The following is a 20,319-nucleotide window of genomic DNA, read 5'->3' on the forward strand; positions in this document are numbered from 1 at the left end:
CACAAAGGGCATTTCGCTATATATAGTATACACCTCTTATTTCTCAATGATTTTCGCGTTTGTGTGGATAAGATGGTGTTTTTTGCCCTTATCCTTTCGCGATCTCGCCCCACTCTTCGAGCGTAAGGTGTTGAGGGCGTTTATCTGATGCAATACCGAGGGTATTGCTCAATTTTTTGCGTTTACTGCCAAAAGCTTTTTTTGCGAGTTCGAAAAAATGTTTTGGATCGATGTCGCGCTCACGAAAAAATGCATCCGATATGTCGGTGATGGCGATAACGGCCGAATCAACTGCGGGTTGTGGTTTAAAATAGGTTCGCGAGACTCGTTTTGCGATGCGTGGCTTGCCGTAGACCTGTACCGACAGCCCCAAAAGATTCATATCGGGCGGTTCGGCAGTGATGCGTCGGGCTACCTCATACTGCACCATGAGCACAATGGTCTCGGGTCGCGCGACGCCCGCGGGTGGTTCCAAAAAAGTGCGTAAAATCTTTGCGGTGATGTAGTACGGAATGTTTGCGACGAGTTTATAGTGCGCAGGAAGGATACTCGCGAGATCAACTTTGAGTATGTCGCCCTCGATAACTTCGAGTTTTGTTTTTGAAAAATTGTCGCGCATATGTGTGACAAGGCGCGGGTCTTTTTCAACCGCGATGATGCGTCCCGCGCGTGTTGAAAGTTTTTCGGTCAACACTCCTTTACCAGGGCCAATCTCTAAGATAGTATCAGTCGGTTTGATGTCAGCGGCATCCGCGATAAAACCTGCCACATCAGGAGAGCGCAAAAAGTGTTGCCCCATAAGGGTATTTGCCCGAAACGGCTTTTCTTGCACGCTAGAAGATGTCGATAGATTCTTCTTCATATGATGAATCTTGCGGTACCCGGTGCGCGAGGTCAATGCCCGATATAAGGTGCTCGGGTATCTCTGATAAAAATCTCGAAGGATCATTGAACGAAGTTTCTCCCCACAACATGCGCCGGCGCGTGAGCGTGATCATCACTTTTTCGCGCGCGCGCGTGACTGCTACATAAAAAAGTCTGCGTTCTTCTTCAATCTCGCTCGGCGTTTGCGAAAGACTATGTGGAAATAATCCTTCTTCAAGTCCTGCGATCACTACTACATCAAATTCCAAACCTTTTGCCGCGTGCGCGGTCAGTAAAATCACTTGCGAGTCTTTGTCTTCGACTTCAGTATCTTGAGTGGCGAGCGATGCCTCGGACAAAAGTCGCTCGATGCCCTCGGGCGGCGCGAGTGTATCAAATTTTTTAGCAACGCTTAAAAGCTCTTTTACATTTTCTTGCCTGTCTACTTCCAGCTTATTGCCTTTGTAGTACGACTCAAACCCCGCCCGTTTGATAACAGTCGTGAGTGCCTCGGTCGCATTTTTTTTCGTCACCGCACCTTTAATATCTTCCATGATGGCTAGAAAGGCGTTTATTTTTACCTCCTCTGCTTTGGTCAGTACGGCCCCCGCAAAATGCTTGAGCATGAGTACTTTGCCGATTCCGCGTGCCGGAGTGTTCAAAATACGCTTTTTTGAGAGCATATCGTCGGGATTAAGGGCATATTTGAGGTATCCGAGCACATCTTTGATCTCTTTGCGCTCATAAAACTTAACCCCCGCAATAAGGCGATAGCTGATATTGCGCTTCAGAAACGCTTCTTCGATTGCGCGTGATTGGGCATTGGTGCGAAAAAGCACGGCAATCTCACCTGGTTTGACCCCCCGTTCAGTCAAAGCCTTGATATATTCGGCGATAAACATACCTTCTTGCTTCTCATTTTCGAGTACACATAGTCCAAGCTGTTCCCCCTCGGTTTTTGTCGATCGCAAGGTCTTTTCTTTACGCTCGGTATTGTTGGTAATAACCGCGTTTGCGGCCTCCAGTATAGCTTTTGTTGATCGATAGTTATTCTCAAGGGTGATAATCTTCGTCCCCTGCCAATCGAGCTCAAACTGCAGGATATTGCGCCAATCAGCCCCGCGCCACGAGTAAATCGCCTGATCGATGTCGCCTACTACCGCGATATTGCGGTGACGCGTGGCAAGCAGGCGCGAGAGGATATATTGGGCTTTATTGGTGTCCTGATACTCGTCAATATGGATATAGTGCCAGCGTTCTTCATAGTAGGCACGAACCTCGTCAGATGACTGCAAGAGCATGACGGTTTTCATTAAAAGATCATCGAAATCAAGGCCTTTTACCCTCATAAGGCGCGCCTCGTAGGCAGCATAGAGTTGGCGTAGTGTGCGTTGAAATGGGCTATTGTCGTCAGTTTGGGCGAAGGTAGAGGCGTCAATCATCTCTTGTTTGAGGCTCGATATGGCGTTTTTGATGCGCGGTGGGGTATAGGTATCAGGGTCCAGCTCAAACTCAACAATGAGATCTTTGAGTATTTGGCGCGTATCTTCTTCATCGAGAATAGTGAAATAGCGCGGTATACCGATAGCGCGACCATGATTTTTGAGTATATAAACGCCGAGCGAGTGAAAGGTACCGATAAAGGGCTCGTGACCCTCATGAATACGGATATGCTCGCGCCCCAAAAGAGCATAGATCCGCTCACGCATCTCGCCCGCCGCTTTATTGGTGAAGGTAACCGCCAAGACTTTTTCGGCAGAAGTCCCCGATTGGATGATGTGGGCGACGCGGTGCGCAACCGTTTTGGTTTTACCTGATCCGGCGCCGGCGATTATCAGCAAAGGGCCGTCTTTTGCCAAAACTGCCTCTTTTTGCGCCTCATTGAGCCCATCGGTGATTGCCATAGACCGAGTATAGGGGGGCATTACATATAAAGAAAGCTCCCCATAAAAGCCAAATAATCGTTTATAGATAAGGATAAATGTTATACCTTACCTATCCACAAACACTTCCATAAAATGCCAAAATGGGGTAAAATAGGCAGACAATAGGAACATCTATGAGACTCATACTACGGCATCTTTTTGTTTTTGCGGTAGCGGCAACGCTTGTCGCACCGCTCTCCGCGTCCGCTTTTAGTATCGGCGGTTTTTTTAGAAGTATTTTTGGAGTATCTGAGGCAAACGAAGTGACGCGTGAGCGGCTCGAGCCAGTGCCTGACCCAGTACAAAAACCATTTCCTTTTTTATCATCAGAAGCACCAGCCGATCCACATCAGATTGATACACAGATTGTTGATGATACCGCTATCGCCTCATCAGTAGGCCCGCTGGGCAATGTAGCAGAGGCCGCCGAGAGTAGCATCTCATATAAAATTTCTACCTACACGGTGCGCAAGGGCGATACTTTGACGCTTATCGCAAAAACATTTGATGTCTCAGATCAGACGATTCGCTGGGCAAACAATATTCCCAAAGGCGGCAAGATTAAAGAGGGCGATGTGCTGGTTATCTTGCCGGTATCGGGCGTAAAACATACCGTCAAAAAAGGTGAAACGGTAGCGACGATTGCCAAAAAATATGGTGGTGATCCCGATGACATCGTAGACTTTAATGATTTAGATCCAAAAGACGCGCTCGAAGTAGGTGCCATTGTGCTCGTGCCTGATGGAGAAGTCACCGAAGTATCAGCGCCTTCAACGCCATCACGCCCCGCAGTTGTTCGTGGCAGTGGCCCCGAACTCGTCGGTTATTACTTGCGCCCGCTCGCCGGTGGTACACGCTCGCGCGGTATTCACGGGTATAACGGTATTGATATCGCAGCCCTTCGCGGTACGCCCGTGCGCGCGTCAGCGGCAGGCACCGTTATCATCGCGCGCGGTTCGGGTTGGAATGGTGGATACGGTAGCTATGTGGTAATTGCGCATGCAAACGGTACGCAGACTCTGTATGCTCACCTCAGCGCGGTAAATATTTTAGTCGGAGAATCAGTCGGGCAAGGAGAAACCATCGGCGCGGTAGGCTCAACCGGTAAATCAACTGGCAATCACCTACACTTCGAAGTCCGCGGTGCGAAGAATCCTTTCTAAAAAATATTTAGTTAAAATAAAAAACTCCGCTTAATGCGGAGTTTTTATATAAGAGACTTTAGAGGAACCAATAATTTATATAGCAGAGAATCTGAACAGCCAATCGAAAAAAATCTTGCTGGATATGTCTGAGTAAATTATTGGCTTTTCTAAAGCCTTGAGGACCCGCATGCAGGTCGAGAAATTTTCTCTATGTAGTATATACAGTATAGCATCTCTATACTTATTTGTCAATACTAGCTCAAAAACAAATCTTTTTTGGGGCGGTATTGAAGTGCTTCAAGTAAATGTTCGCGCCCGATATTTTTTGTACCAGCAAGATCCGCAATCGTACGCGACACTTTGAGTACGCGATGATACGCGCGCGCTGACAGGTCCAACCGTTTTGACGCATCTTCCAAAAGTTTTTTCTCCGTCTCACCAAGCGCGCAATGTGTCTTGATATCGCGCAGTGTCATTTCACTGTTGGTCGCAAATTGCACCTCGCCAAATCGCACGCGTTGAGCATTACGTGCTAAGGTAACACGCTCGCGCACGGCGGCGGACGTCTCCCCCGCCTCCGTATCAGAAGCTAGTTTTTCATATTCTACTTGTGGCATTTCAAGCCACATATCAATACGATCAACGATTGGGCCCGAGAGTCTGCGCGCGTAGCGTTCGAGCGCACTATTGCTACAGGTGCAAATTTTAGTTGATCCTTTGTTGCCGCATGGGCACGGGTTCATGGCGGCAGCCAGCATGATGTGTGCGGGAAATGTCATAGAACCTTTTGCGCGTGAAATAGAGATCATCCGATCTTCTAATGGTTGGCGTAGCGTTTCAATCACTCTCCTATCAAATTCAGGAAACTCGTCTAAAAAAAGTACGCCGCCGTGCGCAAGTGTTACCTCACCCGGGCGCGGTATCGTGCCGCCACCGACGAGTGAAACATACGAAGAGGTATGGTGTGGACTCCGAAAAGGTCGTTCGCGCACGACGCCTCCCCGCAAAACACCCGCCGCGCTATGTATGGATGTAATGTCGAGCGCTTCTTCAAATGAGAGTGGAGGGAGTATTGATGCCAGAGCCCGCGCGAGTAGGGTCTTGCCGGTACCAGGCGGACCGATAAATGCCACATGGTGATTGCCTGCCGCCGCGATCTCAAGGCCGCGCTTGGCAAATTCTTGACCTTTGATATCGCGCAGATCAAGCTCGGGGTTCTCTGTCTTTGGTGAAAACATTTTTTGTCTCACGGGTTCAAGTGTATGCTCACCCATCAAATGTTTGGTGATGTCGGAGAAATGTTTTATGGCATAGATAGTGATACCGCCTACCAGTGACGCTTCCTCAAGATTGCCCTCGGGTACATACGCCTCATCAAATCCGTTTTCACGCGCCGATAGCAAGAGGGAGACAACACCGCGCACGGGCCGTGTGGATCCTTCGAGTGCTAACTCGCCTACAAAGAATTTTTTTTCTGGCGCAAATTTTATCTGACCCGATTCAGCCAAGTACGCGAGTGCGATCGGTACATCAAAAAAAGCGCCCTCTTTCGGCAAGTCCGCGGGCGCCAGATTCACGGTGATGCGATTGTTTTTCTTTTGTGGTGGGCGAAAGCCCGAATTTTTTATAGCGGCAGACACGCGTTCTCGCGCTTCTTCTACTGCTTTATCAGGTAGTCCTACAATCGAGAGGCGGTGAAGTCCCGGCACCATATCAATTTCAACTTCAATAGGAAATCCCTTGAGCCCTACAATTTGTCCCGAGTGGATTTTTGTCGCCACAGGTTTATGACGAGTGTTTGATACAGGTTTTTGCGGCGGGGTTGGCCTCAAGGCGCGCTTCATCAATTTCTATTCCATCTACTTCGCATTTGCCAAAATCGCCCGTAGGAATGCGATCGAGTGCCGCATCAATCTCGCGCAATTTTTCTTCGAGGGCAGTTTCTACGCCAAGCGCGTTATCAAACTCCTCTACTTCGTCAGCCATATCGTTGCGATCTGATGGATCAACATTGAGATCAGGATATGATGGCTCCCAATCACCCGGTACCTTTGGATTTTTGGTGCCGACTGATGAAAGAGTTTTTTCAATTTGCAGTTTTTCTTCGCGCAGAAGTTTTTCAAATTTTGCAGTATTCATACTCCAAGTCTATCATCGTACCACGAGTCGTTCAATCGCAGCTTTCAGCGACCGCTCAGAGGTTGCGATGACCAAGAGTTCTTTGCGAGCGATGCCATAACCAACAATGCGTAGCGACCCTTCACCGTAGCGACCAAAGCGCGTGTCGGTATTGCGAATGATGACATCGCGAAACTCGACGATACCCGGATCATTTTCGCGTAGGAGAGAAGTAAACTGCCGCAAGAGTGTTCGCTCCCAGCTAAACATCACACCGCGCGCGGTACTTTCGTTTTTGATACCAAAGACAAAAACCAAATCAGATCCGTAGTAGTAGGCGTTCCATTCGCTCGTAAGGTTTGTATAAAAATCACTTGATGGCGCAAAAATTTCCAGTGTCTCCAAAAATTCTTTCGGGCTTGTAAGCGTATAGTCTTTGCCCGCATCAGCACTCAGTACCGGAAGGTAGGTAAAAGTATTGTTAGCGTTTTGTCTACCAAATCGTTCAATCTCTTGGAAAAGTCCCGTACGATCTCCACGGCGAAATTTAATGACTGATGTTGTTTGCGGGTTGATGATTGGCCGTGGATATTCTGGTCCCGCTACTGGTCCCCCACCGCCACCCGTGTTTTGTTTTTTGATTATGAAAAAATAATATCCAGCCCCACCAGCACCCATGAGTAACATGATAAAAAGAAAAACACTCAAGATGCGTCCCGTATTGCTCGGGCTCGGCGCGTTGTGCGGACGCGCGAGCTGGTAGTTTCCTTCGCGGATAGATTTTTGTTGCTGCGCGTAAATATCGGCAAACGATATTTGGTCGCGCCGCAGCAGTTGCTCCGCATCACCTCTCATGGTGCGGATAAACGAATCTCTCCGGTCTTGGTTCGGAGGCATAGTTTTTTAGAAAAGAAAAAGATTACCTACGAGGAGGGCGACCACCACCGCGCGGACGGTCACTACCCGGACGCGGACGGCGCTCTTCTTTCTCGGCCGTGCGGACAGCAGTTTCTTCTACTGTCTCAGTCATGGCACGGATAGAAAGGTTGACGCGACCCATTTGGTCGATGCCAGTGATTTTTGCTTCCACCTCATCCCCCACATTCACTATATCGGTTACTTTGCCTACACGGAAGCCAGCAAGTTCTGAGATGTGCACGAGTCCTTCTTGGCGAGGCGCAAACTCAATCATGGCGCCAAACTCAAATACGCGTGATACCTTGCCGCGGACGATTTCGCCCGCTTCGTATTCTTTGGTTATCGCGAGCACGCGAGCTTGCGCCATCTCGGCTGCTTCTTGGTTGGTGCCCGTGATATAGACAACACCTGTCTGCTCAATATCAATAGTAGCTTTGGTCTCGGCGATGATTTCATTGATAGTTTTACCTCCAGGGCCGATGACATCACGGATTTTATCTATAGGAATATTCATCTTGATAACACGAGGCGCGTGTGCTGGAAGGTTCGCGCGAGGTGCGGGCATAGCTTTGAGGATGACATCCATAATACGCATGCGTGCATCAAGTGCGTCGGCGAGCGCGTCGCGCAAGATTTTCAATGTTACGCCACCCACTTTGACATCCATCTGCACGGCAGTTACACCTTCAGATGTTCCAGCGGCTTTAAAATCCATATCGCCATGATGATCTTCCGGTCCTTGGATATCAGTCAAAACTTTATAGGTGTTTTCATCTTTCATCATGAGACCCATAGCGATACCGCTGACAGGGCGCTTGATCGGCACGCCTGCGTCCATGAGTGCGAGAATTGAACCGCATACCGAACCCATCGATGATGATCCGTTTGATGAGAGTGTCTCCGATACGATGCGAATAGTGTAAGGAAAATCTTCTTTGGCAGGGATAACTGCCTCCAAAGCTTTTTCAGCCAAAGCACCATGACCTATCTCACGGCGTCCGGGTGAACCCATACGACCCGTCTCGCCTACTGAAAACGGTGGGAAGTTGTAGTGATGCATGAAATTCTTTTTAGTACGAACATCCATACCTTCGATCAAGAGTTCGTCGCCAGGTGCGCCCAAAGTTACGACTGACAAGATGTGTGTATCACCGCGGAAGAAAAGACCTGATCCGTGTGTGCGCGCGAGAAGACCGGTTGACGCAAAAAGCGAGCGCAATTCTTTCATACCGCGGCCATCGGGGCGGCGATCTTTCTCAAGAGCGTTGCGATGTACGATATCGTTGATCGCTTCCTCGTACATATCAGAGGTCGTACCCTTTGAAAGTGTTGGAAATTGTTCTTTGACCGAGCTCATCCATTCAGCTTTTAGTTCGCCAAGCGTATGGTCACGGTGTACTTTGTCAGGCACAAAGAGCGCATCTTCCAAACGCTGCATAAAATGCTTGTTCAAAAGATTTACCGTCTCTGCGGGCGCTTCTTCAATCTTTGGCGCAAATTTTTTCTTCGAGATTTTCTTAAAAATTTCGTTTTGAAATTCGTTTATCTCGTTAATATGTTTGAGTGCGAGTTCAATCGCCTTGGCAAATTCTTCCTCAGGCATTTCTTTTGCCTTACCCTCCAACATATTTACTTTGCTATCACAGCCGGATACTACGAGATCGAGCACATGTGCGGCGCGTTCGGTATCGGTCGGGTTGATGATAAAGGCACCATCAGTCTTGCCTACGCGCACCGAGCTTACGGGCCCTGCCCATGGGATATCTGAGCTACCGAGCGCAAGGGATGCGGCAAGTACCGCCAAAATATCAGGGCTATTTTCTTCGTCGAGTGAAAGTGTCGAGGTGACTACCTGTACATCATGACGGATACGATGATCAAAAAGTGGGCGTATGGTGCGGTCGATAAGGCGGCCGATCAAAACGGCTTCTTCAGACGGACGACCTTCACGGCGCATAAAGCGCGAACCCAAAATACGGCCCGCGGCATAAAACTTTTCCTCGTAATCAACGGTAAGTGGAAAGTATTCAACCGTCTCGCGTGCATTGTGTGACATTACCGCGGTGGCAAATACCGTGGTACCACCAACAGTCACCATAACTGAACCGTTGGCTTGAGATGCGATATTATTAAACTCAACTGTTATTGTTTTGCCAGCGATATCGCGGGTAAAGATTTGTTTTTCAAGCATTGTCATTTTCGTCAGGGGTTCGTTGTTTTCTAATTCTCATAATATACTTGCCTTCAGCGCCAAGGTCGATAAACTCGTCAGCTGATTCTTTGAGTTTGAGTGATGTACTGCGGCCAAATGACATCACCTCAACTCTACGGCCATTATTTTTCAAATATTCTACCAAGGGTACAAAATCGCCGTCACCCGAGCAGATAACAATAGTATCTACCGTGCTCGCGGTGCGTACCGCGTCAATCGCAAGGCCCACATCCCAATCAGCTTTTTTGGCGCCACCATAAAACTCTTGGAGCTCTTTGGCGCGCGTTTCAATGCCAAGGGCGACCAGCGCATCAAAAAATCCCTTTTCCTCCCCCGTCTTGGTACTGATGACATAGCCAAACGCGCGTATAAGTTGACGATTTGCCACAGCGGTCTTGAGTACTTCTTTGAAGTTTACACGCGCGCCAAAGAGTGATCGCGCGGAGTGATACAAATTTTGCGCGTCGATAAACACAGCGACGCGCTGATCTTTATGCTTTCTAAGGTCCATTATTTTTTAATGCCGAAGTGTCGCTGGAGTTCCAAAAGTTTTTTTGGATCACCTTTGGCGATGTACTCGAGCAGTGACTTGCGCTTTGCGACCATTTTCAAAAGACCGCGGCGAGAGTGATTGTCCTTGCGGTATTTTTTAAGATGATCGGCGAGTCGTTCGATTTGAGCGCATAAAAGGCCGATCTGAACCTCCGAAGAGCCCGTGTCTGTCTCATGGACGCGGTGCTTTTCGATGAGTTTAGTTTTTTTCACTGTTGTCAGCATGGAAAGTATTCTAACAAACCTTCGGTCTTTTGACAAGAGGGGTATTTGCCCGTATAGTGGTGCCAGCTCCCGTGCGGTATGCTGACCACGCGGGACAACGCAGGCGCGGCCTCGGTTAGGGGAAGGTTCGTGCCGCCACACGATCCGCTCACCCTCTTTTCGGGGTCGCGCCTGCTCATCTTGCAGTTCTTTCTCAAATCAATTCTTAAGCCGCACAAAGCGGCTTCGCACTACAGGGCGAGTCTATCACAGGCTCGCCTTTCGTATTTTTTGCTATACTGATTGTAATATTGTGCGACCTATGACGATTGAAAAAATAATGCGTGAGTTTTTGGAAGATTTGGAGCTTGAGCGTGGCCGCTCACCAAAGACGATAGAAAACTATAACCACTATCTCAAGCGTTTTTTTACGCACGCCAAAGTCTTAAACCCCGCGCACATCTCTGACGACTTGGTCCGCTCGTACCGTCTCGCGCTCAACCGTACGGGACTTTCACCTCGCACGCGCAATTATCACCTTATTGCGTTGCGGATGTTTTTAAAATATTTAGCCAAGCGCGATATTAAATCACTCGCGCCCGAGCGCGTGGAGCTCGCCAAACTTGGAGACCGAGACATTGATATACCGCACGAAGGAGACTTGGAGCGATTGCTGGGTGCGCCAAAAACTGATGCCCTGCAAGGAGTTCGCGACCGCGCGATCTTAGAACTACTGTTCTCAACTGGACTGCGCGTATCAGAACTCACGGCGCTCAATCGTGACTCGCTCGATCTGGGTCGTGATGAATTTTCCGTGCGTGGCAAGGGTTCGAAGATACGCATCGTATTTTTATCCAAAGACGCTAAAGACTCAATCCGCGCGTATCTCTCCAAGCGCGGTGATATGTCAGAAGCACTTTTTGTAGGTACGCAAAAGAAAAATCCTGCGCGTCTCACGCCGCGTCAGATCGAACGACTTGTAAAACGCTACGCGATTAGCGCAGGCATCCCCGGCAAAGTGACACCACATACTTTGCGTCACTTGTTTGCTACCGATCTTTTGCTCAACGGCGCTGATATCAGATCAGTACAAGCGATGCTCGGACACTCGTCGATCACCACTACACAAATCTATACTCACATGACTGACCGGCAACTCCGCGAAGTACACAAAGCATTTCACGGAAAGCGCAGAAAGTAATTTTTTAAAAATAAAAATGAAAACGGAGGATCCTTGCCAGGATCCTCCGTGCCGTTTCGGGTCAACTCCCAATGCCGTGGGTTATTGCCCTACCTGTTTCGTCATCACGACGCATAGTGGGTGAGTGTTTGCCGTCACTCCCCTAGCGCCAGTATCCATCTGTCAGCAGCTGATGCACCGTGCCGGCGGCGTCATTGCCGTGATCTGCGGACGCGGATGCTCGCGCGTCCTCCCCTCGCGGTTGGCGCGAACGATCGCCTCGTCTTCGCGCACCATGCGGTCGGTGTTGAGCGGATAGCGAGTATCGCTTCCTGATGCCGCCACATGCGACCACTGACCTACTGACGGATTCCACCTGCTCATACTTCCCCCTCGCTAGAGCTCCCCCATGGAGCTCATCTGTGAATTGCTACCCTCTCCGATCCCCGTCTTCGTGGGGGTTCTGCTGCGAGCCAGATTCGTTCGGCGCGGCCTGAGCGGTACGATCCCTCATCGCCTCCGGGAGTCTCCTTGGTCCCCGGTTTGGTGTGCGTAGAGTGGTACGCGCGCGCGTCACGATTCTGTCCTTTCGCTTCATGGTCCCTCCTTGTGGGGTTTGTCAGCCAAAAGGCCGACTGGTTTTCTGTTCATTATTCTATACCTGACCCAAAATATTGCAAGAGTGTCGTATTTATGGTCTTCTATAACATCAAAAAATCGTTGAAGAATAAGGGTTTTTGGTATGTTAAGGCACTTGACTTTTATCATATTATTTGGTATAATAGCTTCAGAAATACAGATAAGGACAGAACCTTGATTTGTGAACTCCAAGTCCAAAAGGGCTTGAAAAATAAGGCAAAAACAACAACGAAGCGCTGAAATACTGCGCAAAATGGAGTCCAGAGATGGTACAAAGAGGTAGAGGGAACAAAGGTGCCGGCAACGCCAATAACGCGGGAAACCGTCAACCCCGTCTTCAGATCTCGAAGGTCGACTATACGACCCCAGAGAAGCTGAAGGATGGAACATTCACTATTCTTCTTCTTGCCGACATCGTCGGCGGGAACGGATCTGAGCAGATCCGGTTCTATCTCGATCGGTCCCCTCAAGGGACCAGTGCCAGCGTGGAGCAGTACGGACGTACTGGTTACGCCCAAACTCGCACTGATTCCGGACTCCGGATCGGCACGCGCTATGAAGTCGCGGCCGAGATCATCGCCGGCGGCAAGGTCGTCGGCAACCGCGTTGCGCGGTTCATCGTCTTGCCAAAGGAGACGAAGAAGTCTCTAGCGGCTAAGAAGGCGCAGAAAGTGCGCGACGAGATCGAGCTCAAGCGACTTGAGCGCGAGCTCAGAGAGCTTGCGCGAGAGCCATCGGTAACCGCGCGAGAGATCAAGGATCTGCAGGAGCAGGTCGCCGTGATCAAGGCTCGTCGCGAGCGCGACGAACTCTTTCGCGGGCCAACACTCCTCGAGCGGGCGGCCAAAAATGTCACTGCACAGATCATGCTCACGAAGCTCCGCAAGGAGCTCTCCAATCTCGGTAAGATACCGGCAAAGGAGATCGTGAGGCCCGTGATCGAGTGTGTGGGATCAAATGGTCACTACATTGTGAGTGGATGCGTGGTCTACAAGGACTCGTCGTTTGCAACGAGGTACCCCGTGCTCATCTCGGCCGCTCCCTATCGTGGTATCCCCACGGTCGAGCCAGTGCTGACTGATGAGCATGGCTACTTCACGCACACTGTCCAGTTCGGTGAACGGTCCGCTGACATCCATGTGATCGTCGGTGGGACGGGAGGCTACGAGGAGTTTTACAATGACTACGCCGGCCCCAAGCCGCGCGGTCTGCGTAACAACAATGTACGCCTCGCCACCATCTGGCTCATCGCGGCACTCCTTCTGGTATTCAACTTGTGGTTGCTACCCGACGCGCCACTGCCGAGCAAGGTTGAAGGTTTGCCCGAAGGTTTGCGGGAGGGCTTGCTCTCCATGCATCCTGAATGGGCACCAACCGCTTGGCAGTCATTCCTCTGGTTCTTCAACCGAGGTATGTGGGGTTCCTTCTGGATCCTTGTGGTTGCCGGTCTCGTTTACCTGCCCGTCGCGTTTAGTGACGAGGCAGCAGGTCTGGGGCGAGCAGTCGTGAACATCGCCTCAAAGAAGCAAAGTGGCGGTGGAGGCAAATCTCCACCCGCGAGTGGAAGCCCGCAGGCGGGCACAACTCCGACATCAGATGCGGATCCGTTAGCCTTCCTCAAGGGGAAGGGGCCATTTATCACGGCTATCGGAGCTGTAATCTTCACTATTGTGACTGAATGGCTCGAGCGCAGGCGTGATCGAAAGATCCACTCGCTCGCAAACAAGATTGTCGGCGGCAAGCCGACAGGAGGATCTGCATGAACTCGTACGCAATCTGGGCGCTCGTGGCGTTTGCCACAGCGCTTGTGCTCAAGGTAGCGGGTGTCGCCGGTTTCTGGGCGACGCTCATCATCATTGGCATGTTCGCGGCAGGGCGTATTGCCTCGCAGGCGAACGAACGGATCGGCAAGATAGTGATGTGGATCGCCGCGGTGCTCGCGGTGGTCACCATCCTCTTGCCGTTCGCTGTGCGCGTCACCGTTGGGGGTTTTCCGTCCTACATCGGTGGATCATTCGAGCGACGAGGGGCGTCAGTTGCTCTTCGAACTGCCGAGCGGATCGACGATGGAACCTACGATATCGAGACTCGGTACTTACAGGGATGCAAGGACGAGATCGATCGCGAGACCACGCGTCTAACTGGCGAGATGAATATCCTTACGGCCGCGCGCATCGCTGGCAAGATGGATGTCGGTCAGTTCGATCGAGAGTTCAATGCTCTTGGCGGGCAGATCGACGCCTTGCGCGTCAGGCGCGAGGAGTGCAGCGTGAAGTTTCGCGGTCGCGATCTCTCGGAGATTGTCGCAAAATCTGCTATCGTCACCAACGCTACGGCGAAGGTGAAGAGTGGCTGGAACGCGTTTCCCGATTTCGAGAGAAGGAGCGGATTCATTCTGCTCATCGGCATCATGTATATCTTGATCGGCTTGATCGTACGGAGGTTCCACGCGCAGTTTGGAGGGGCAATCTTCGCTCCCGGCGTGCTGCTGGTGCTTCTGGCAGTCATTGATTCTTTCGCCGGCGCCAAGTCTTGGCCGGCGCAAGTGATCGATGTTTTGACCGGCGACTACTCGGGGCAGCCGCTCCTCGTCACCGCGCTCAAGGCGACTGCGGTTGGCATCATCGCTCTTGCGGCGCTCGGCTTCAAACCAAGCGTGCGGCTCGGTACGGTGGTCACGGCCGTATTCATTTGGTTGCTGGCTGCACTCGCGCAACCCGGCGCTTCGTTCGGCAGTATCGCTGACCAGCTTAGTGGGAAGTTCGGCGGGGTTAACATCACCGCGCCGATCAACAAGATCTTCGGCGGGACCCAGACGGTTCCGTGCCGTGACCACGACGCTCTCTTCCGTGATGCGGATATCGGTCAGCTGGTTCGCTGTTTTCAGCGGATGGAGACTGGCGATAAGACAATGCTTCAATTGCACGGTGGCGACTGGGGGATCACTCCATCCAACGCGCCGATGCACATAACACTGTGGTATGGCGAGGAAGTAGTCTACCGCGGTGTTTACCGGCCGGGCACCCACCCGACCGCGAATCGCATTCAGATCACTGCCAACGGGCCCGCTGATCTTACTATCAGCATGAGGAAGTTGGACAGCGCAGCGCAGACAAGAAGGTGAGGCCTTAAGAGTTCACATATATCGTCGCCCCCAAAACATTGGGGGCAAACAGTAAACCGAGGCGTCGCATGAATCATCGTGCGGCGCCTCTTTCCTTTTTATGCGACCCTTTTCCCGTGCTACTATATATGGTATAAACAATGACGCGAGTCCTCGTGGTGAAATGGATATCACGACTGGCTTCGAACCAGTTATTGGGGGTTCGAGTCCCTCCGAGGGCACTAATATTATTTTTTAATATCCACTCGTAGCTCAGTTGGTAGAGCAGTCGCCTCTTAAGCGAACGGTCGTAGGTTCGATCCCTACCGAGTGGACAGTAACGCAATGGCACAAATTCCAAAAGAAATAATCTCTATCATTGAAACGCTCGAGGGCGCTGGTTTCGAGGCATTTGTGGTGGGCGGATCAGTGCGTGACCTGCTCATCGAGCGCAAACCAAAAGATTGGGATATCACCACGAGCGCGGTACCCGAAGATATTTTGCGTTTGTTTCCTGATAGCAAATACGAAAACGATTTTGGTACCGTATGCGTGTTTCCGCCAAATCCGTCCGAGGCATCGCTTGCGATGGTCGAGGTAACCCCCTATCGCACCGAGGCCCAGTATTCAGACAAACGACATCCTGACAAAGTCGAGTTTGGTAAATCGCTCGAAGAAGATTTGGCGCGCCGCGATTTTACTATCAACTCGCTCGCGCTCAATGTAAAGACTGATAATGTCATCGATCTATTTTCTGGCAAGCGCGATTTTCGCGAGGGTCTTATCCGTGCGGTAGGCAATGCCGAGGAACGCTTTTCCGAAGATGCGTTGCGTATCATGCGCGCGTTGCGCCTATCAGCTGAGCTCGGATTTCATATTGAAGACGAGACACTTGTGGCTATCAAAAAAACCGTAAAACTTTTGCGTTTTATCGCCAAAGAGCGCATTCGCGATGAGTTTTCAAAGGTTATTCTCTCCCCCGCTCCGCACGAAACGCTCGAGCTTGTGCGTGCACTCGGTATTTTAAAATTGGTAGCACCCGAGATTGAGGAGGGATACGGCGTGGGGCAAAACAAACACCATATCTATACAGTGTTGGAGCACAACTTGTACGCGCTCAAGTACGCGGCATCAAAAGAATGGTCACTCGAAGTGCGTATGGCCGCTCTCTTGCATGATGTAGGCAAACCGCGTTCAAAGCGTGGCGATGGGCCTGACTCAAGTTTTTACGGTCACGAAATAATTGGCGCCAAGATGACGACTACTATTCTCAATCGTCTCAAATACTCAAAACAATTTGTAGACAAAGTATCAAAGCTCGTGCGCTATCACCTGTTTTATTACAATGTCGACGAAGTTGGTGAGGCGTCAGTCCGCCGGCTCATCCGCAAGGTGGGTCCGGAAGACATGGAAGACTTGATAAAAGTGCGCTTCTGCGACAGGATTGGTTCGGGAGTGCCCAAGGCCGAGCCGTACAAATTGCGTCATTTTCGTTTTGTTATCGAGAAGCTTTCACGCGATCCTATCTCAGTCAAAATGCTCAAAGTAAACGGCGGTGATATCATGAAGATCGCAAAGCTTGAACCAAGCCCCAAGGTTGGCCAACTACTCAACATTTTGCTCGAAGAAGTGCTCGATGACCCAAAGCGCAATACCAAAGATATTTTGCAGGCACGCATAAAAGAGCTTGCGGGTATGACTGAACGGCAACTCAAAGCGCTTGCAGATGGTGCTAAGAAAAAATCATCAGCGCTTGAAGAAGAAGAAGTAACGAAAATAAAAGGAAAACACAGAGTTAAATAATATTTTCGGAGCGTAGTATACCGGTAGTACGCGCCCTTCGGGAGGGCGTAGACTGGGTTCGATTCCCAGCGCTCCGACTGCTATAATTTTATATATGGAAGCCGCGCGACAATTTGAAGATTTTACGAGCGGCCGTGAAAGGTTCAATGAACCGCCAGCACTCACGCCCGATCAAGTGCGCGATGTTGTCGATTATACGGCTGGTATCGCGCTCTCCCCGCCCGCTGATGTGGGTGTAAAATATTTTGAAGACAAGGCACGCGAATATCTTGAGAATAAACATTTTGATAAAGAGCGAGGTGTGCAGGCAGAGTCAGTACTCATGTTGCCGCGTATGGCTATTTGGCAAGAGGCGCAAAAGCATCGCGAACAAGGTGGCAACGGTATGACGCCTGATAGAAAGTTGGCAGTGGCGCAGGCGCGCGGGGCAAAGTTTATCTATCAAAACCGTGATAACCTGCCTCCGCTTGATAGCGTGTGGCGAGGCATCGCCACTTCCTATGGGGTGCTCGAGGGTCGCGGATATGATGCTGATATCGAGCGAACTACGCGCAACGGCATAGGTAGACTCGTTACCTCGATTGCCGCTTTTGAATCGATAGGGTATGAGACCTATAGTCCCAAGGCGCGCACCGATGAAGATGTGCAGGCAAAGATTGATCTCGTATCAATAGAAAAAGGAGGTGGGACTATTTTTTGTATTCAGATAAAACCAAGTAAAACCAGCGAAGTGGTTGCTACCACTTTTGATAGAGGTGAAACATTATCTCCCGAGAAAGAGCAAAAGAGCCAAGAGACGGCAGTAAATCTTTTTATCATGAACGCGCGCAATCTTCAGACGCGCTACCCTGCTCTACGCGTGGTGCCGATGTATCTGGAAATGCCCGCAGGTGAGCATAGACCTGAAGATATTGATCCGGCGTCAGGTCTTTTGCGAGACGCAAAAGGTAACTATCCCTTGACAACAAGTACCCTGTTTTGCTAGTATAGGGGCATGGAAAAGTATACCTATAAACAGTTTCAGGCAGAGTTCTCCAATGACGACATTTGCCTAGACTATATCTTTGCCCTCAAACACCCTGAGGCAAAACAATACTATCGGGTAAAAGGGCGTAAGTGCTATGCCAACCCACAAGGAAAGCAATTGCACCCTCTTGTTGGCACCATATTCGAAAAGTCCTCTACTTCGCTTACTAATTGGCTTTATGCCATTTTCCTCTTTTCCGCTTCCCGTAATGGGGTATCGGCAAAAGAACTACAGCGTCAGCTTGGCGTAACCTACAAGTGTGCATGGCGTATGGCTAATAGTATACGAAAGCTCATGGAAAGCGGCGATGATATGCTCTCGGGTACCGTAGAGGTAGACGAGACATATTTTGGTGGGCGTACCAAAGGTCATGCCGAAAAGTTCTCAAAGAAAACCGCCCTTATGGGTATGGTAGAACGCAAAGGGCGTATTCGAGTAAAGAAGATATCAGATCGTGGTACTCGTAGTCTCTTAGATAACATCAAAGCTACGGTATCAAAGGACGCTATTATTATGAGCGATGAGTTTCGTGTGTATGCTAAATTGCCGAAACTAGGTTATGAAAGTCATCGTATCAAACACGGCAAAAGACATTGGGTACGAGGTGATATCCATACCAATACGATTGAGGGATTTTGGGGTCAGCTCAAGCGTTCTATTCGTGGGACTTATCACTCGGTTTCGCCTCGTCATTTGCAGAGCTACGCGAACGAGTTTGCTTTTCGCTACTCTCACCGCCACGCTTCTTTGAATCTTTTCCACCTCCTAATGGAGAGGGTGTAATTGCCTTTTTGAGAAGGTCAAAGAAAGATTTTTTATTTGTTTCGTTGTCTTTCATGCAAAATTGTGCTATACTACGAGTATAGCATCACAGTGCCATGTGGTGGAAAGAAAAAACCCTTTCATGTGGCACCGTGGAAGGGCTTTTTCTTTTAGAATACGGTCGAAGGTCAAAGCTGGGGAGTGCCTAGGCAGGAAATTAGGTTGGTATCCCGATTTTAGAGTTCAATTCTCTCACTCTCCAGCTCTTGCCTTTAACAATATTCCTCTATATACAGTATAACGCATTTATACTAAGTCTCTGTGTATATCTGCTTTTGTGTTGATATACATAGCATATTTAGCTTAGAAAATCAAGTCTTTTACTGCTAAAGTGAATATATGTTCGGAGAACCTACAGTTCGTGAATTTTTCAAAAAGCTAGTTATTTTAATTAGTGGCGCTCTAGCTCTTCTTGTTCTTATATACTGGCTTTTAAGTACATTCACTGATTTATCGAAATATATTTAAAAAATCAAGCTAATCACCACCACGGGGAGATATAGCCAGTTAGCCTTATAGCCAAATTCCAGTTGGTACTAAACGCAGTAACAATAACTGTTCCAGCTACAGACCAAAGTATCCCTATATCATCTATAATCCACTCTTTCAGCAATCCTTCGTAGGTGGCGAACTTTTGACCTTTTAGCGGTAGGAAAATAGCCGTCCTATCTTTTTCATCGAATTCTATAAACTGTTTTGCTATACAGTTTAGTACTCTATTTTGTGCGTCAATTGTTTTAGATTTAATGGTTTCTTCTTTCACATATTTACTGCCCTTTGCCTCTTTTTTACATAACTCCTGTGAGAAGCCAGCGATAAGTGCTGTTCGGAACACTCGCGGTTCTTGAAGCTGAAAAGAAATTTCCAGTAACTCTTGAGTTTCCTTCGGAATCGGCTCTCCATTGCTCGCAGATTGAAATAAGTCTTTGTGATCCCATTCAGCAAGCGAATGGTAGTTCCTCTTAAAGAACCTCGCAAGTTTCCACATTCTAAGGGTTTCGCCCATGCGTTGTAGTATAGCCTTTTTAGGTTTACTTGGCGAGCGGGGATACTCACCACGCAAAATCACTTGACAAAATATCAAAAAACATCTCTAATACTATTAGTCAGTACCGTCAGGAGCGTGAGCAGAGGCAACCCAAAAAACCTGGCAGAAAGGTGACCTATGACTTCACCAAGCGACGATAACACCAAGATGCTCGCCGCCATCGCGAAGTCCTTCGGTATCGATCTCGAGAGGATCGACACTCCCGCTGATGGCGTGCCCCGAGGGCTCGCCGATCACAAGACTCCTGAGCAGATTCAGGCGCTTGTCGACGATTGGCTCAACTTACACGAGCTTGAGCATGCGCTTTGGATCTCGCATGCCGTGCAGTGCAGTGAGTGCGCAGGCCCGTTTGTCACCAAGATGAAAGAGCGCCTCACGCGTGAGGGCTTCTAATGCGGCCGCTTCGAATCTTCGGAGCGGCCTTTTCCATACTTTTTATTGGCAATAAAGAGAAAATTTAGTATAACTAGCTAGTATTTGGGCCTGTAGTTAAGTGGTATAACGGCGCATTCGCATTGCGCAAGCGGGAGTTCGATTCTCCCCAGGTCCACCAAACGAAACATTGTCGGAATTAAGAAAATGGAGCGATTTTGCGGGAGCCAAAATCGCACTATTATTTTTTTCAAAACCCTTTCCGCCTACGGCGGAAGCGGTGAATTCCCAAAGCTCCCCCCAATGACATGAAAGCGTTTTGTCTTTGAGAATAGGGTTAGAGCCGATTTTTTGGAAAAACTCTTTCCATGCGAAATAGTTTTCGCC

General features: G+C 49.6%; 18 protein-coding genes and 4 tRNA genes. 12 read left to right on the forward strand and 10 right to left on the reverse strand.

Annotation, left to right across the window (positions count from 1 at the left end; genetic code table 11):
- Positions 1–88 precede the first annotated feature (88 nt).
- Together rsmA and AAB417_01910 are read right to left on the reverse strand one after the other, a co-directional pair.
- Positions 89–862: a 16S rRNA (adenine(1518)-N(6)/adenine(1519)-N(6))-dimethyltransferase RsmA gene (gene rsmA / locus AAB417_01905; GenBank protein ID MEK7630760.1), complete on the reverse strand. Its 774-nt coding sequence runs from the start codon at positions 860–862 to the stop codon at positions 89–91.
- Positions 834–2,768, reverse strand: coding sequence for a UvrD-helicase domain-containing protein (locus AAB417_01910; protein ID MEK7630761.1), 1,935 nt, complete (start codon positions 2,766–2,768; stop codon positions 834–836). Before AAB417_01910 ends, rsmA begins: the two co-directional genes overlap by 29 nt.
- Before the next feature lie 155 nt (positions 2,769–2,923).
- Between AAB417_01910 and AAB417_01915 the strand changes: the two genes are divergently transcribed.
- A complete protein-coding gene (locus AAB417_01915) occupies positions 2,924–3,952 on the forward strand; it encodes a M23 family metallopeptidase (GenBank protein MEK7630762.1) in 1,029 nt (342 codons plus the stop codon).
- A gap of 236 nt (positions 3,953–4,188) precedes the next feature.
- Here the strand turns inward: AAB417_01915 and AAB417_01920 are convergent, their stop codons facing one another.
- From AAB417_01920 to rpsO, 6 genes are read right to left on the reverse strand one after another with little or no spacing between them, the layout of a single operon-like run.
- On the reverse strand, positions 4,189–5,715 hold the full coding sequence (locus AAB417_01920; GenBank protein MEK7630763.1) for a YifB family Mg chelatase-like AAA ATPase: 1,527 nt from the start codon (positions 5,713–5,715) through the stop codon (positions 4,189–4,191).
- A gap of 4 nt (positions 5,716–5,719) precedes the next feature.
- Positions 5,720–6,073 (reverse strand): TraR/DksA C4-type zinc finger protein, encoded by a 354-nt coding sequence (locus AAB417_01925; GenBank protein MEK7630764.1) that lies wholly within the window; start codon positions 6,071–6,073, stop codon positions 5,720–5,722.
- Between the two features lie 12 nt (positions 6,074–6,085).
- Positions 6,086–6,949, reverse strand: coding sequence for a hypothetical protein (locus AAB417_01930; protein ID MEK7630765.1), 864 nt, complete (start codon positions 6,947–6,949; stop codon positions 6,086–6,088).
- Between the two features lie 22 nt (positions 6,950–6,971).
- Positions 6,972–9,161 (reverse strand): polyribonucleotide nucleotidyltransferase, encoded by a 2,190-nt coding sequence (locus AAB417_01935; GenBank protein MEK7630766.1) that lies wholly within the window; start codon positions 9,159–9,161, stop codon positions 6,972–6,974.
- A complete protein-coding gene (locus AAB417_01940) occupies positions 9,154–9,693 on the reverse strand; it encodes an NYN domain-containing protein (protein MEK7630767.1) in 540 nt (179 codons plus the stop codon). Before AAB417_01940 ends, AAB417_01935 begins: the two co-directional genes overlap by 8 nt.
- Positions 9,693–9,959 carry a 30S ribosomal protein S15 gene (rpsO, locus tag AAB417_01945; GenBank protein ID MEK7630768.1) on the reverse strand — a complete coding sequence of 89 codons (267 nt, stop codon included), beginning with the start codon at positions 9,957–9,959 and terminating at the stop codon, positions 9,693–9,695. Before rpsO ends, AAB417_01940 begins: the two co-directional genes overlap by 1 nt.
- Positions 9,960–10,260: 301 nt before the next feature.
- On the opposite strand from rpsO, the gene xerA reads away from it, so the two are divergent.
- Positions 10,261–11,139 carry a site-specific tyrosine recombinase/integron integrase gene (xerA, locus tag AAB417_01950; GenBank protein ID MEK7630769.1) on the forward strand — a complete coding sequence of 293 codons (879 nt, stop codon included), beginning with the start codon at positions 10,261–10,263 and terminating at the stop codon, positions 11,137–11,139.
- A gap of 162 nt (positions 11,140–11,301) precedes the next feature.
- On the opposite strand, the gene AAB417_01955 is transcribed toward xerA, so the two are convergent.
- The gene (locus AAB417_01955; GenBank protein MEK7630770.1) at positions 11,302–11,502 is read right to left on the reverse strand and encodes a hypothetical protein; all 201 of its coding nucleotides are present in this window, start codon (positions 11,500–11,502) and stop codon (positions 11,302–11,304) included.
- Between the two features lie 521 nt (positions 11,503–12,023).
- On the opposite strand from AAB417_01955, the gene AAB417_01960 reads away from it, so the two are divergent.
- The 8 genes from AAB417_01960 to AAB417_01995 all read left to right on the forward strand — a co-directional run bounded on the left by AAB417_01960 (position 12,024) and on the right by AAB417_01995 (position 18,473).
- Positions 12,024–13,520, forward strand: coding sequence for a hypothetical protein (locus AAB417_01960; protein MEK7630771.1), 1,497 nt, complete (start codon positions 12,024–12,026; stop codon positions 13,518–13,520).
- Positions 13,517–14,881, forward strand: coding sequence for a hypothetical protein (locus AAB417_01965; protein MEK7630772.1), 1,365 nt, complete (start codon positions 13,517–13,519; stop codon positions 14,879–14,881). The genes AAB417_01960 and AAB417_01965 overlap by 4 nt, the downstream gene beginning before the upstream one ends.
- A 149-nt stretch (positions 14,882–15,030) precedes the next feature.
- Positions 15,031–15,102 (forward strand) — tRNA-Arg (locus AAB417_01970).
- A 20-nt stretch (positions 15,103–15,122) separates the two neighbouring features.
- Positions 15,123–15,195 (forward strand) — tRNA-Lys (locus tag AAB417_01975).
- A 10-nt stretch (positions 15,196–15,205) separates the two neighbouring features.
- Positions 15,206–16,663, forward strand: coding sequence for an HD domain-containing protein (locus AAB417_01980; GenBank protein ID MEK7630773.1), 1,458 nt, complete (start codon positions 15,206–15,208; stop codon positions 16,661–16,663).
- Positions 16,664–16,669: 6 nt separating this feature from the next.
- A tRNA-Pro gene (locus AAB417_01985) sits at positions 16,670–16,740 on the forward strand.
- 17 nt (positions 16,741–16,757) lie between these two features.
- Positions 16,758–17,648: a hypothetical protein gene (locus AAB417_01990; protein ID MEK7630774.1), complete on the forward strand. Its 891-nt coding sequence runs from the start codon at positions 16,758–16,760 to the stop codon at positions 17,646–17,648.
- 9 nt (positions 17,649–17,657) lie between these two features.
- Positions 17,658–18,473, forward strand: a complete 816-nt coding sequence (locus AAB417_01995) for an IS1595 family transposase (protein MEK7630775.1) — start codon at positions 17,658–17,660, stop codon at positions 18,471–18,473.
- Between the two features lie 520 nt (positions 18,474–18,993).
- Here AAB417_01995 and AAB417_02000 read toward each other — a convergent pair.
- A complete protein-coding gene (locus tag AAB417_02000; protein MEK7630776.1) occupies positions 18,994–19,518 on the reverse strand; it encodes a hypothetical protein in 525 nt (174 codons plus the stop codon).
- Positions 19,519–19,677: 159 nt separating this feature from the next.
- On the opposite strand from AAB417_02000, the gene AAB417_02005 reads away from it, so the two are divergent.
- Positions 19,678–19,953 carry a hypothetical protein gene (locus tag AAB417_02005; GenBank protein MEK7630777.1) on the forward strand — a complete coding sequence of 92 codons (276 nt, stop codon included), beginning with the start codon at positions 19,678–19,680 and terminating at the stop codon, positions 19,951–19,953.
- An 86-nt stretch (positions 19,954–20,039) separates the two neighbouring features.
- Positions 20,040–20,113: transfer RNA gene (locus AAB417_02010), tRNA-Ala, on the forward strand.
- Positions 20,114–20,319 lie beyond the last annotated feature (206 nt).

This window comes from Patescibacteria group bacterium (assembly GCA_038064855.1).
In the GTDB taxonomy this organism is placed as follows: Bacteria; Patescibacteriota; Minisyncoccia; order Ryanbacterales; family GWA2-47-10b; genus SICQ01.